We start from the raw sequence: 12360 nt of genomic DNA on the forward strand, positions 1-12360 counted from the left end.
CCTCACGGCCCCCCTCGCCCCGTCCACCGTCTCCGGCGCCGTCGAGGAGGGGGCGCCGACCGGACCGGCTCCAGAAGGACGGCAACACCCTCCGGCAGCGGCTCCGCGGAGTCCGCGCGGGGACGGCGCCGTCGTCCTCGACCCCACCTGTCCGGGCGGCTGTCGGGAGGAGGGCCGCACCGCATGGGACCTCGACGTCCTGGAGGCACTCGTCAAGGAGGCCATCGACGTGGACACCGGCTGCGTACGATGACGAGACGGTGAGGGGGAGGGGGTGCGGAACGTGGCCGATCCGGACCTGCGGAAGCTGCGCGTGCTCAGGGAGCTCAGCGAGCGCGGCACCGTCAGCGCGGCCGCCGAGGCGCTCCACCTCACCCCGCAGGCCGTCTCGCAGCAGATCAGCGCCCTGGGACGGGAGTTGGGCGTCCCACTCACCGAACCGTCCGGACGCCGGCTGCGCCTCACCGGCGCCGCGCGGATCGTGCTCCGGCACGCCGACGCCGTCTTCACCCAGGTCGAGCAGATGCGCGCGGAGCTCGCCGCGCACCAGAGCGGCGAGCGCGGCGAGGTGGCGGTGGCCGGTTTCTCCACCACCCTCTCGGCGCTGATCCTGCCCGCCGTCGCGAGCCTGCGGGAGACCCGGCCGCTGCTGCGGACCTCGCTCGCCGAGGTCGACCCGCCGGAGAGCTTCTCCCTGCTGCACCGCGGGGAGACCGACGTCGTCATCTCCACGGACACCGCGCACCGCCCCGGAGCGGTGGGCGAGGACGGGCGCTTCGACGCGCGGTTCCACCGGGTCGCGCTCTGCGAAGACCCCTTCGACATCGCCCTGCCGGAGGGCCACCGGCTTCTCGGCAGCTCCCGGCTGCTCCTCGCCGACCTCGCCGAGGAGACCTGGATCTTCGCGACCACGGGCATGTGCCACGACATCGGCGTCGCCGCCTGTACGGCCGCCGGGTTCGCCCCGCGGGCCTCCCACACCATCGGTGACTGGGACGCCACGCTCACGGCGGTGCGGCTCGGCCTCGGGGTCGCGCTCGTCCCGCGGATGGCCAAGCCGGCGCCACGGCCCGAGGTGACGATCCGCGCGTTCAGCGAACACGCCCCGTCCCGCACGGTCTTCGCGGCCGTACGGGAGGGCAGCCAGACCTCCCCGGAGATCGCCGCCGTCCTGGACGCGCTCCGCACGGTGGCCAGGGCGGCCGTCGCAGTCTGACCTGGCGGAACACGATTCGCCACGGCCGGCGGGACATGGTCCGCCACGGCCGGCGGAGCATAAGTCCCCACGGCCGGTGGAGCGCGATTCGCCACCGCCGGCGGACACGATTCGCCACGGCTCGTGGAAGGTACCGTCCACGAGCCGTTGCTGGACCCGTCCGGCCGCCGCTGCGAGGCTCGATCCCGTGCCGCGGACCACTTCCCGCGCCCCTCCTCCGCCGACTTCTCTCCTCCTGGATCGGGTTCACCCATGTCCAAAGCCACGTACACGCGGCTGGCCGCGCTGAGCCTCATCTGGGGCTCCGTCTTCCTGTGGATCAAGATCGCCGGATACGGCTTCTCGCCCGTGCAGATGGTCCTCATCCGGCTCGCCCTCGGCGCCGTCGTCATCCTCGCCATCGGATACGCGAAGGGGCTGCGGCTGCCCAAGGCCCCGGCCGTCTGGGGTCATCTGACCGTCGCCGCGCTCCTCGGCAACGCCGTCCCGTGGACCCTGTACGCCGAGGGGGAGATCGCCGGCTCCAGCAGCGTCGCCGCCGTCGTCAACGGCAGCGCGCCCATCTGGACCCTCGCGGCCGCACTGCTCCTCGGCCAGGAGAAGCGGGTCTCCGCCTTCAAGGCGGGCGGGGTGCTGCTCGGCCTCGGCGGCACCGCGCTCATCGCCTCTCCGTGGAACGCGGTCTCGGCGGGCACCGGCGGGAGCATCCTCTGCTTCGTCCTCGGCTCGATCAGCTTCGGCGCCAGCTTCGCGTACATGGGCAAGTTCCTCGTGGGCAAGGGCATTCCGCCGCTGATGCTGGCGGGCGGGCAGCTCGGTGCGGCGACCGTGCTCCTGCTCGCGGCGTTCCCGTTCCTGGGGCTCCAGGCCGTGACCTGGCGGGTCGACTCGGTGGTCTCGGTCCTCGTCCTCGGCGTGGTCTGCACCGGCTTCGCCGCGCTGCTCAACTTCGAGCTGATCACCAAGGACGGGCCCACCGTGGCCTCCACCGTCGCCTACCTGATGACCGCCGTGGCCGTGGTGCTCGGCGCCGTCGTGCTCCGCGAGCCGCTCGGCTGGACCGTGTGGCTGGGCGCGGTGGCCGTGCTCACCGCCACCGGTCTGCTCCGCCGCAAGCCCCGCCCGGCGGCCGAACCGGCGCCCGAGGCCGCACCCGTACCCGTACCGGCCGCCGCCGATTAGCCGCACGCGTTGCGCCGGCCTGCTGATCCGTCCGCCCTACCCGCACTTGTCCACCACACGCTGGGGAGTCGTCATGCCGCTGGTCGAGATAACCGTTCCCGAGGGCACCCTCTCCGAGGCCGCCGCGGAGGTCCTGCAGCAGCAGGTCGCCGACGCCGTGCTGACGGCCATGGAGCTGCCCCGTACCGAGTTCTTCGCCGCCGCCACCTGGCTGTACGTCCGCGAGGCCGCCAAGGGGCTCGCGACCACCGGCGCCGGCCGGCCCCCGGGCGTCCTGGTCGAGGTCACGCCCCTGGAGGGCTTCCTCACGCCCGAGCGGAACGAGGCGCTGTCCGTCGAGGTCACCCGGCACGTACGCGAGGCGACGGGGCCCGACACCCTCGTCTGGCTCGTCGTCAACGAGATCCCGGAGGGGAACTGGGCCGTGAACGGCGGACTGACCCGCCGCGCGAAGATCGGCGAACTCGTCGCCGAGGCAGCCCTGGAGAGCTGAACTCCGTATCCCTGTCGGCGAACGGTGCAGCACCGCGCATTCACGGTGGGGGCGCCGTTGCATTTCCGTCCCCACGCGGCGTGCGCCCGATGTTGTAAGGGCCGACAGGACGCCCGCCGCCGCGACCGCCCCGAACGCCGGTCGGCCCCTGGAGAACGGCTCACCGGCGAGGTGCTGACCGAATGGGTTCAGGCCTCCAGGTAGCGCAGCACGGCCAGGATCCGTCGGCTGTAGCCGTCGGTCCGGTGGAGCTCCAGCTTGTCGAAGACGGCGTTGAGGTACTTCTCCACCGCGCTGAGCGAGAGGTGCAGCTGCCGGGCGATGGCCGCGTTCGTGTACCCCTGGGCCAGCACCTCCAGGACCTCCCGCTCGCGCGGGGTGAGCCGGGCCAGCGGATCGGCGTGGGCGCTGCGTACGACGAGCTGGTGCACGACCTCCGGGTCGATCGCCGCCCCGCCCGCGTGGATCCGTTCCAACGCGTCGAGGAACTCCTCGACCTGGGCGACCCGGTCCTTGAGGAGGTAGCCGACCCGCTCCGCGCCGGCGGCCAGGAGCCGGGCCGCGTAGCTGCGCTCGACGTACTGCGAGAGCACGAGCACCCCCGTCTCCGGCAGCCGCTCGCGGATCTCCACGGCGGCCCGCAGCCCCTCGTCGGTGTGGGTCGGCGGCATCCGGATGTCGGCGACCACGACGTCCGGGCGCCGCGCCTCCACCTCGGCGACGAGGCTCTCCGCGTCGCCGAACGCCGCGAGGACCTCGTGGCCCTCCTCGACGAGCAGCCGCACCAGGCCCTCCCGCAGCAGGGTCGAGTCCTCGGCCAGGATCACGCGCACGGCAGCTCCGCGACAAGAGTGGTGGGTCCCCCGAGGGGGCTGTCGACGCGCAGGGTCCCGTCGAGCGCGGCGACCCGGCTGCGCAGCCCGGTCAGACCGCTGCCGGCCGGGTCCGCGCCACCCCTGCCGTCGTCCTCGACCCGCACGGTGAGCAGCGGGCCGACCCGCGTCACGCGCACGGAGACGGCGGAGGCGGCGGAATGCTTGGCGGCGTTGGTGACGGCCTCCGACACCACGAAGTAGGCGGCGGTCTCCACCGGCCGGGGCAGCGGCGCGTCCCCCGCCTCGAAGCGGACGCGCAGCGGGATCCCGCAGCGCTGCGCCACCCCGCCGAGCGCCTCTTCGAGGCCGAGACTGTCCAGCGCGGCGGGGTACACCCGCCAGGCCACGTCCCGCAGCTCGGCCAGCACGTCCCGGGCCTCCCGATGTGCTTGCAGCAGCAGGGCATCGGCCTGTTCCGGGTCGCGTTCCCGGCCCCGGCGCGCCCGGCCCAGCAGCATGGCCAGGGCCACGAGCCGCTGCTGGACGCCGTCGTGGAGATCGCGCTCGATCCGCCGGCGCTCGGTGTCCACGGCCTGGACCACGGCGGCCCGGCTGACGGCGAGTTCGTGGATCCGCCGCCGCAGCAGCTCCTGCTCGGACGGCCCGAAGCACGCACGCGCGAGGCGGGCGTCGAGCGCGGTCAGCGCGTACAGGCCCTGGACGTCGAGGAAGAGCAGAACGCCGCCGAGCAGCAGCTGACCGAGGAGCTCGGACCAGTCGAGCGAGCCCCGGACCACACCCCGGACGAGCAGGACCGCGAGGACGACGCCGAAACCGAGGAGCCCGAGGACGATCCCGGACACCAGGCCCGCCCCCACACGGGCCGCGAGGTAGCGCAGGAGCCGCCGGTCGGGGACCTCGTACGGACCGGGGAACCGGTCGCCGAAGAAGGCCGAGCGGCGCCCCCGCTCCAGGGCCGCGAGCCGCCGGGCCCCGGCCACCAGGACGCGCCGCGCGCGGGACCGGGTGCGGGGCCGGAGGAGGAAGGGGCCGAGGACGGCTCCGGCGACCAGGAAGAAGAGCGCGCCGAGGAGAGCGGTCAGGCAGCCGAGCAGGACACCGGCGAGGCTCCGGCCCGTCAACCGGGCGCCCACGCCGTCCTCTTCGTCGCCTCGCACGCTCCCGGAGCCTAGTGCCGGCTCCGTACCCGTACAAGATCGTTTGTACGGGACGGGCGCCGGCCCGCCGGTCATGAGCGTCGGTACGGTACGGGGGCCGGTTTCCCGGCCACGCGCGTCCGTACGGTCGCCGGCTCGCCGGTCATGGGCGTCGGTACGGTACGGGCCCCACTCCCCGTCACGAGCTGCGCCGGTGCTGGGCGCGGCCCCGGGCGTGCTCGGCGACCCGCCCGCGCCCCCGGAGCCGTACGGCGAGGAACGCGGCCAGGGCCACGACGACCAGGACCAGGACGACCTTGGACAGCACGCCCACATACCCCTCGACCAGGTCCCAGCGGTCCCCGAGCCAGTAGCCGGCCAGCACGAGCACGCTGTTCCAGATCAGGCTGCCCAGCGTCGTCAGCGTGAGGAAGACACGCATGGGCATGCGCTCGACCCCCGCCGGGACGGAGATGAGACTGCGGAAGATCGGCACCATCCGGCCCAGGAACACGGCCTTCGTGCCGTGCCGCGCGAACCACCGCTCGGTGCGCTCCAGATCGGAGACCTTCACCAGGGGCAGCCGGGCCCAGAGCGCGTGCATCCGCCGCTGCCCGAACAGCGCGCCGATCCAGTAGAGGGCCACCGCCCCGACCACCGAACCCAGCGTCGTCCAGAACAGCGCCGAGGCGAGGCTGAGCACCCCCTGCCCGGCGGCGAAGCCCGTCAGGGGCAGGATCACCTCGCTGGGCAGCGGCGGGAACAGGTTCTCGAGCGCGATGGCGAGCCCGGCGCCGGGCCCGCCCATCGTGTCGACGAGCCCCGCGGCCCACCCGGCGAATCCGCCGGCGGGCTCCCCCGCCAGGGCCAGGGGAAGGGTGGGGTGAGAGACGAGCGCGGTGATCGGCACGGTGGGTCTCCAGGGTGACGAGCGGCTTCCCGGGGCCCTCGCCCCGGCACCCCTTCACGCTAGAAATCCCAGCTCGCCCCCGGTACGAGGCTTCCCGCCCGGCCTCCCTGCGGAAAACCGCAGGGGCGGGACGGGCTCCCGCGTGGGACAGGGCCTCTCCCCGGACCGCCTACCCTTGGACGCATGACGAGCAGCAGCGACCGGAGCACCGCAGTGAGCGTTGACGGATCCAAGACCTACGAAATCCGGACCTACGGGTGCCAGATGAACGTCCACGACTCCGAGCGGCTCTCCGGTCTGCTGGAAGAGGCCGGTTACGTCCGGGCCCCCAAGGGCGCGGACGGCGACGCCGACGTCGTCGTCTTCAACACCTGCGCGGTCCGCGAGAACGCCGACAACAAGCTGTACGGCAACCTCGGCCGGCTCGCCCCGATGAAGACCACGCGCCCCGGCATGCAGATCGCCGTCGGCGGCTGTCTCGCCCAGAAGGACCGCGACACCATCGTCAAGAAGGCCCCCTGGGTCGACGTGGTCTTCGGCACGCACAACATCGGCAAGCTGCCCGTCCTCCTGGAGCGCGCCCGCGTCCAGGAAGAGGCGCAGATCGAGATCGCCGAGTCCCTGGAGGCCTTCCCCTCCACGCTGCCCACCCGCCGCGAGTCCGCGTACGCCGCCTGGGTCTCGATCTCCGTCGGCTGCAACAACACCTGCACCTTCTGTATCGTCCCCGCCCTGCGCGGCAAGGAGGAGGACCGCCGCCCCGGCGACATCCTCGCCGAGATCGAGGCGCTGGTCGCCGAGGGCGTCTGCGAGATCACCCTGCTCGGCCAGAACGTCAACGCGTACGGCTCCGACCTGGGCGACCGCGAGGCCTTCAGCAAGCTGCTGCGCGCCTGCGGGCAGATCGAGGGCCTGGAGCGCGTCCGCTTCACCTCCCCGCACCCGCGTGACTTCACGGACGACGTGATCGCGGCCATGGCCGAGACGCCGAACGTCATGCCGCAGCTGCACATGCCGATGCAGTCCGGCTCGGACTCGATCCTCCGGGCGATGCGCCGCTCCTACCGGCAGGAGCGTTTCCTCGGGATCCTCGAGAAGGTCCGCGCGGCCATTCCGCACGCCGCCATCTCCACCGACATCATCGTGGGCTTCCCCGGCGAGACCGAGGAGGACTTCGAGCAGACGATGCACGCCGTCCGCGAGGCCCGCTTCGCGAACGCCTTCACCTTCCAGTACTCCAAGCGCCCCGGCACCCCGGCCGCCGACATGGAGGGCCAGATCCCCAAGGAGGTCGTGCAGGAGCGCTACATGCGGCTCGTCGCGCTCCAGGAGGAGATCTCCTGGGAGGAGAACAAGAAGCAGGTCGGCCGCACCCTGGAGGTCATGGTCGCCGAGGGCGAGGGCCGCAAGGACGGCGCCACCGACCGCCTCTCGGGCCGCGCCCCCGACAACCGGCTCGTCCACTTCACCAAGCCGGACGAGGACGTCCGCCCCGGCGACGTGGTGACCGTCGAGATCACCTACGCCGCCCCGCACCACCTGCTCGCCGAGGGGCCCGTCGCATCGGTACGCCGCACTCGTGCGGGCGACGCCTGGGAGAAGCGCACGAACGCGGCCACCGCGAAGCCGGCGGGTGTCCTCCTGGGCCTCCCGACCATCGGCGCCCCGGCCCCCCTCCCGCCGTCCGACGCCCCGGCCTGCGGCACTCACTGACGCACCACGGCCGGGACCCGGCCTCCGCGGAACCCGGCCGAACGGCCCCCGGCGCGGGCCCGCACCCGTCTGCGGGCTCGCCGCCCGCCGGGGCGCGGGGGCCGTGCCCGCGGGGCGCCGAGCCCGCTCCGGGTTCCCGCCTCCGCCCACCGCCCGTGTGGGCAATCGTCCCGCTGGGGCGATGGGGGTCCCCCCTGCTCGAGCGAAGCCGAGAGCTTGGGGGAGGGTGGGCACACGGGACGTCGCCCTTGCGGGCGCCTCCGCCCTCTGCGCCTTGACCCGCACCACGTTGCGCGCCGTACCTGCGGCGCGGGTTCGGGCGCGGGAGCCTGGGCCCGGCAGAGGGCGCCGTCCGTTGTGCCCACCCTCCCCCGAGCTCTCGGCTTCGCTCGAGCAGAAGGCACCCCCAACGCCCCAGCGGAACGAATGCCCACAACGGGCGTGGGCGGGGGCGGCGGTGCCGGAGGCGCGTCCCGGTAGGGCAGTAGGCTGCGGATCATGCTTGTCGCCGCAGCCGTCTGCCCCTGCCCGCCCCTCCTCGTGCCCGAGGTCGCGACCGGCGCCGCCCCCGAGCTGGACGCCGCGCGGACGGCCTGCGCGGACGCCGTCGGGCTGCTCGCCGCCGCCCGCCCCGACCGGCTGTACGTCGTCGGCCCGGCCGACGAGGGCGCGCACGGCGCCTACCCGGCCGGCGCGACGGGCTCCTTCGCCGGCTTCGGCGTCGACCTCTCCGTACGACTCGGCGAAGCCCCGACCGTGAGCGCCGCCCGCCGCCCTCTCCCGACCTCCCTCGCCGTCGGCGCCTGGCTCCTGGCCCGGGCCGGCTGGGCCGACGCGCCCATCGAGGGCCTGGGCGTGGCCGAGGCGACGACGGCGGACGACTGCGCCGGGACGGGACGGGAACTCGCGGCCTCCGCCGAGCGCGTCGCCCTCCTCGTACTGGGCGACGGCAGCGCCTGCCGGACGGTGAAGGCCCCCGGCTACCTGGACGAGCGGGCCGCCGGCTTCGACGCGGAGGCCGCCCGGGCGCTGGGCACGGCCGACGTGGCCGCGCTGCTGGCCCTCGACGCAAGGCTCGCGTCGGAGCTGAAGGCGGCCGGCCGCGCCCCCTGGCAGATCCTCGCGGGCGCCGCCGAGGGCGCCGGCCTCGACGGCCGGCTGCTCTTCGAGGACGCCCCGTACGGCGTGGGGTACTTCGTGGCCGCCTGGTCCTGAGGAGACAGAACGGCGGACGGCCGCGGAGCGTGATGCTCCGCGGCCGTCCGCCGTGCGGAGGGACTGTCGGGTGACGCCGCTCGTCAGGCGGCCGGCGGCGGCGTCGCGGCACCGCTCCCGGGCGTGCCGTCGTCCTTGTGACCCATCCGGTCGATGGCGTTCTTCGCCTTGCCCGTACCGGAATGGATCTTGTCGCTGTACTTGCCCTTGGTCTTCTCGTCGACCAGCTTCGCGGCCTTGTCCAGACCATGGTCGATCTTCTCCCCGTGCTGCTGCGCGAGGTCGGCGACCTTGTCCTTGGCCGGGGCGAGCTTGGCCTTCAACGAATCCAGGAGACCCATGGGGCACCTTCCCTCCGCGGACCCTCGGGGGTCCGTGTTCCGTGTCGTGCTTCCGTGTCCTGCCGCCCCCAGGACCCCGGGGGCCTACCTGCGGGCGCCTTCGCCCGCCTCGTTGTCGGCGGCGGCCTCGGCCGACTGCTGCTTCGGGATCTCCACGGCCTCGGGGACCGCTCCGGCCGTCACCTCGTCCTTCTCGACGCCCTCGGCACCGTCCGCACTCCCGGCCTCGTCGGCCGCCGGAGCCGCCTGAGCGGTCAGGGCCTCGACCCCGTCCTCCGCCGGAGCAACGGCCTCGGTCTCCTCCGGGGAGGCCTCGATCGCGTCCTGCTTCTTACGGCGAAACATTGCGAAAACGCCCATATTCACTCCATAGCGTACTCGGATGGGAGGGGCTCGGCGGTGAACGACGGCCGGAACCTCGCAACAGGCAACGAAGCCGGATGAGGCCCCGTCACGTAGCTCATTCGGGGACGGGCCGGGAGGTTTGCGAGACTGGGACAGTGAGAAGCGCAGCTCCCGCCCCGCGGGTCATCGCCGTTGTCGGCCCCACGGCGGCCGGAAAGTCCGATCTGGGTGTATTCCTGGCCCAGCAGCTCGGCGGCGAGGTCGTCAACGCCGACTCGATGCAGCTCTACCGGGGGATGGATATCGGGACCGCCAAACTGACGCCGGAGGAGCGCGGCGGCATCCCGCACCACCTCCTCGACATCTGGGACGTGACGGAGGCCGCCAGCGTCGCCGAGTACCAGCGCCTCGCCCGCGCCGAGATCGACCGCCTGCTCGCCGCCGGCCGCACCCCGGTCCTCGTCGGCGGTTCCGGGCTGTACGTACGGGGGGCCGTGGACGCCCTCGAGTTCCCCGGCACCGACCCCGCCGTCCGGGCCCGCCTGGAGGCGGAACTGGAGGAGCGCGGCTCCGGCGTCCTGCACGCCCGGCTCGCCGCCGCCGACCCCGACGCGGCCCGCGCGATCCTGCCCAGCAACGGACGCCGCATCGTCCGGGCCCTGGAGGTGATCGAGATCACCGGCAAGCCCTTCACCGCCAACCTCCCCGGCCCCGACTCCGTCTACGACACGGTCCAGATCGGCGTCGACGTGGCCCGCCCCGAGCTCGACGAACGCATCACCACGCGCGTGGACCGCATGTGGGAGGCCGGCCTCGTCGACGAGGTGCGCGCCCTGGAGGCGCGTGGCCTGCGCGAAGGGCGCACTGCGGCCCGCGCGCTCGGCTACCAGCAGGTCCTCGCGGCGCTCGCGGGGGAGTGCACCGAGGACGAGGCGCGCGCCGAGACCGTGCGCGCCACGAAGCGCTTCGCCCGCCGCCAGGACTCGTGGTTCCGCCGTGACCCGCGGGTGCACTGGCTCAGTGGAGCCGCAGATCACCGCGGGGAACTCCCGCGGGAGGCGCTGTCGTTGGTCGAACGAGCGGTTACAGCCTGATCACGTGATGGCATCGGGACGCACTGCCCGTCATTTCGGCGGTCATGAGCGTGCCATCATCGAGCATCGATCGACCAAGTGGAGTCCGAGTGGGGAGGGCGCGTGGCGATGGAGGCCGGCCCTCGCGACAGAGAACAGCACGAGGCGGCCCTGGGTGACCCGACGGCGGATCCGTCGGGCGACACTCCGGGCCATCCGACGGACGACGCTCCCGTCGGCGCCCCGGGCCTGACCCCGGACGGTCCCGACGACGCCGTGGGCACCGCCGTCGAGGTCGACGCCGACGAGGTCCAGGTCGAGCTGCGTCCGCAGCGCCGCCTGAGGATCTGGCAGCTCGCCCCGATCGTGGGCCTGGCCGCCGTGGGCTCGCTGATGTTCGCCTTCCCGCTCGCCTTCGGCTCGGGGGACGGCGGCGCCGTCGTCGCGATGCTCGGACTGCTCATCAGCTCCTGCGCGGCGGGCTGGGGCATGATGGCCGCCCGCAAGGTCGGCTACACCTGGCCGGGACTTCCGCCGCGAGGCTCGGGGGAGCGCCCGAACTGGCGCGTCCTCGCGCTGTACGTGTCGACGATCGCGGCCCTGGTGGCCCTCGCCGTCTGGCGCGTCGCCCGCCTGCGCTGAGCCCCGTACGAAGCCGGCCGAGGCGCCGGAGCGGGACGTGGTCTCTCCTTCTGCGACTGCGACTGCGACCCGCGACTGCCACTGCGAAAGCGGCCGCGCCCGTATGTGACGTGGCCTCGCCTTGTACGCGGCCCGGCCCGGCCCCGTACGGAACGGGGCCCGGGCGGATGAGAGCCGAGCGCGGCCGTACCCGCAGGGCCGCCCTGTGGACAGGTCGAGTCGCCTGTCGGGCCCGCCCCGTACAGTTGATCGCGTGACCAGCACGCAGACCTCGCCGACCTCGCCGCTCCCCTTCCTCAAGGGCCACGGCACCGAGAACGACTTCGTGATCGTCCCCGACGCGGAGAACGCCGTCGACCTGCCCCCCACCGTCGTCGCGCGGCTCTGCGACCGGCGGGCCGGCATCGGGGGCGACGGGCTGCTGCACGTCGTGCGCAGCACCGCGCATCCCGAGGCGCGCCACCTGGCCGACGAGGCCGAGTGGTTCATGGACTACCGCAACGCCGACGGCTCGGTCGCCGAGATGTGCGGGAACGGGGTCCGGGTCTTCGCCCGTTACCTGGAGCACGCCGGGCACGTCAGCGCCGGCGAGGTCGCGGTCGCCACCCGGGGCGGGGTCAAGCACGTCCACCTGGACAAGGACGGCTCCGTCACCGTCGCCATGGGCCGCGCCGTGCTCGCCGAGGCCGGGGTCACCGTCACCGTCGACGGCCGCAGCTGGCCCGCGCGGAACGTGAACATGGGCAACCCGCACGCGGTCGCCTTCGTCGAGGACCTCGACCACGCCGGGAACCTGTTCACCGAGCCGCCGTACGAGCCCGCCGCGGTCTACCCGGACGGGGTGAACATCGAGTTCGTCGCCGACCGCGGCCCCCGCCACGTCGCCATGCGGGTCCACGAGCGCGGTGCCGCCGAGACCCGCTCCTGCGGCACCGGCGCGTGCGCCGTCGCCGTCGCCACCGCCCGCCGGGACGGCGTCGACCCCGCCGAGAGCGGCACCCCCGTCACGTACACCGTCGACGTGCTCGGCGGGACCCTGGTGATCACCGAGCACCCCGACGGCCGGATCGACATGACGGGACCCGCGGTCATCGTCGCCGAGGGCGCCGTCGACCCGGCGTGGCTGACCGCGACCACGTGATCGCGAGCGACGGAATCGAAACTGTCAACGACTGATTTGTCGCTCGAATGGGTGATCCGGTTCACGCTGAGCGAGAGCGTGACTGCGCCGCGTGGTGGGGTCGGTAGCATCAAGCAC

The 12360-nt window shown here is 73.6% G+C and carries 13 protein-coding genes; 8 read left to right on the forward strand and 5 right to left on the reverse strand.

The annotated features are described in order from the left end of the window. Window positions 1–283 precede the first annotated feature (283 nt). The 3 genes from ACN9M0_RS27365 (at window position 284) to ACN9M0_RS27375 (ending at window position 2891) form a co-directional block, all read left to right on the forward strand. The gene (locus ACN9M0_RS27365) at window positions 284–1216 is read left to right on the forward strand and encodes a LysR family transcriptional regulator (protein ID WP_426404352.1); all 933 of its coding nucleotides are present in this window, start codon (window positions 284–286) and stop codon (window positions 1214–1216) included. Between the two features lie 252 nt (window positions 1217–1468). Then, window positions 1469–2398 carry a DMT family transporter gene (locus ACN9M0_RS27370; RefSeq protein WP_426404353.1) on the forward strand — a complete coding sequence of 310 codons (930 nt, stop codon included), beginning with the start codon at window positions 1469–1471 and terminating at the stop codon, window positions 2396–2398. A gap of 73 nt (window positions 2399–2471) precedes the next feature. Continuing rightward, window positions 2472–2891 (forward strand): tautomerase family protein, encoded by a 420-nt coding sequence (locus tag ACN9M0_RS27375; RefSeq protein WP_426404354.1) that lies wholly within the window; start codon window positions 2472–2474, stop codon window positions 2889–2891. 188 nt (window positions 2892–3079) lie between these two features. On the opposite strand, the gene ACN9M0_RS27380 is transcribed toward ACN9M0_RS27375, so the two are convergent. The 3 genes from ACN9M0_RS27380 to ACN9M0_RS27390 form a co-directional block, all read right to left on the reverse strand. After that, window positions 3080–3724 carry a response regulator transcription factor gene (locus ACN9M0_RS27380; RefSeq protein ID WP_366038492.1) on the reverse strand — a complete coding sequence of 215 codons (645 nt, stop codon included), beginning with the start codon at window positions 3722–3724 and terminating at the stop codon, window positions 3080–3082. After that, entirely contained in the window at window positions 3715–4884 is a 1170-nt protein-coding gene (locus ACN9M0_RS27385; protein WP_366038493.1) for a sensor histidine kinase, read from the reverse strand. Before ACN9M0_RS27385 ends, ACN9M0_RS27380 begins: the two co-directional genes overlap by 10 nt. A 178-nt stretch (window positions 4885–5062) precedes the next feature. Beyond that, window positions 5063–5773, reverse strand: a complete 711-nt coding sequence (locus ACN9M0_RS27390) for a DedA family protein (protein WP_366038494.1) — start codon at window positions 5771–5773, stop codon at window positions 5063–5065. A 183-nt stretch (window positions 5774–5956) separates the two neighbouring features. Between ACN9M0_RS27390 and miaB the strand changes: the two genes are divergently transcribed. Together miaB and ACN9M0_RS27400 are read left to right on the forward strand one after the other, a co-directional pair. Further along, on the forward strand, window positions 5957–7486 hold the full coding sequence (gene miaB / locus ACN9M0_RS27395) for a tRNA (N6-isopentenyl adenosine(37)-C2)-methylthiotransferase MiaB (RefSeq protein ID WP_426404355.1): 1530 nt from the start codon (window positions 5957–5959) through the stop codon (window positions 7484–7486). Between the two features lie 498 nt (window positions 7487–7984). Next, window positions 7985–8701, forward strand: a complete 717-nt coding sequence (locus tag ACN9M0_RS27400; RefSeq protein ID WP_426404356.1) for a class III extradiol dioxygenase subunit B-like domain-containing protein — start codon at window positions 7985–7987, stop codon at window positions 8699–8701. Between the two features lie 83 nt (window positions 8702–8784). Here ACN9M0_RS27400 and ACN9M0_RS27405 read toward each other — a convergent pair whose 3' ends face one another. Continuing rightward, the gene (locus tag ACN9M0_RS27405) at window positions 8785–9042 is read right to left on the reverse strand and encodes an antitoxin (RefSeq protein ID WP_366038497.1); all 258 of its coding nucleotides are present in this window, start codon (window positions 9040–9042) and stop codon (window positions 8785–8787) included. An 84-nt stretch (window positions 9043–9126) separates the two neighbouring features. Next, window positions 9127–9402, reverse strand: a complete 276-nt coding sequence (locus tag ACN9M0_RS27410) for a hypothetical protein (RefSeq protein ID WP_366038498.1) — start codon at window positions 9400–9402, stop codon at window positions 9127–9129. Window positions 9403–9542: 140 nt separating this feature from the next. Here ACN9M0_RS27410 and miaA point away from each other — a divergent pair, with 140 nt between their 5' ends. From miaA to dapF, 3 genes are all read left to right on the forward strand, one after another. Then, window positions 9543–10481 (forward strand): tRNA (adenosine(37)-N6)-dimethylallyltransferase MiaA, encoded by a 939-nt coding sequence (miaA, locus tag ACN9M0_RS27415; protein ID WP_366038499.1) that lies wholly within the window; start codon window positions 9543–9545, stop codon window positions 10479–10481. Between the two features lie 108 nt (window positions 10482–10589). Then, on the forward strand, window positions 10590–11102 hold the full coding sequence (locus ACN9M0_RS27420) for a hypothetical protein (protein ID WP_366038554.1): 513 nt from the start codon (window positions 10590–10592) through the stop codon (window positions 11100–11102). A gap of 253 nt (window positions 11103–11355) precedes the next feature. Continuing rightward, window positions 11356–12243 carry a diaminopimelate epimerase gene (gene dapF / locus ACN9M0_RS27425; protein ID WP_366038500.1) on the forward strand — a complete coding sequence of 296 codons (888 nt, stop codon included), beginning with the start codon at window positions 11356–11358 and terminating at the stop codon, window positions 12241–12243. Window positions 12244–12360 lie beyond the last annotated feature (117 nt).

Source organism: Streptomyces sp. R-07 (assembly GCF_049913175.1).
Taxonomy (GTDB): Bacteria; Actinomycetota; Actinomycetes; order Streptomycetales; family Streptomycetaceae; genus Streptomyces.

Excerpts from the sequence above, each read along its gene's own strand:
- ACN9M0_RS27370 (WP_426404353.1), top strand. The coding sequence starts at position 1,469 with ATGTCCAAAGCCACGTACACGCGGCTGGCCGCGCTGAGCCTCATCTGG.
- ACN9M0_RS27375 (WP_426404354.1), top strand. The coding sequence starts at position 2,472 with ATGCCGCTGGTCGAGATAACCGTTCCCGAGGGCACCCTCTCCGAGGCC.
- miaB (WP_426404355.1), top strand. The coding sequence starts at position 5,957 with ATGACGAGCAGCAGCGACCGGAGCACCGCAGTGAGCGTTGACGGATCC.
- ACN9M0_RS27400 (WP_426404356.1), top strand. The coding sequence starts at position 7,985 with ATGCTTGTCGCCGCAGCCGTCTGCCCCTGCCCGCCCCTCCTCGTGCCC.
- ACN9M0_RS27405 (WP_366038497.1), bottom strand. The coding sequence starts at position 9,042 with ATGGGTCTCCTGGATTCGTTGAAGGCCAAGCTCGCCCCGGCCAAGGAC.
- ACN9M0_RS27410 (WP_366038498.1), bottom strand. The coding sequence starts at position 9,402 with ATGGGCGTTTTCGCAATGTTTCGCCGTAAGAAGCAGGACGCGATCGAG.
- ACN9M0_RS27420 (WP_366038554.1), top strand. The coding sequence starts at position 10,590 with ATGGAGGCCGGCCCTCGCGACAGAGAACAGCACGAGGCGGCCCTGGGT.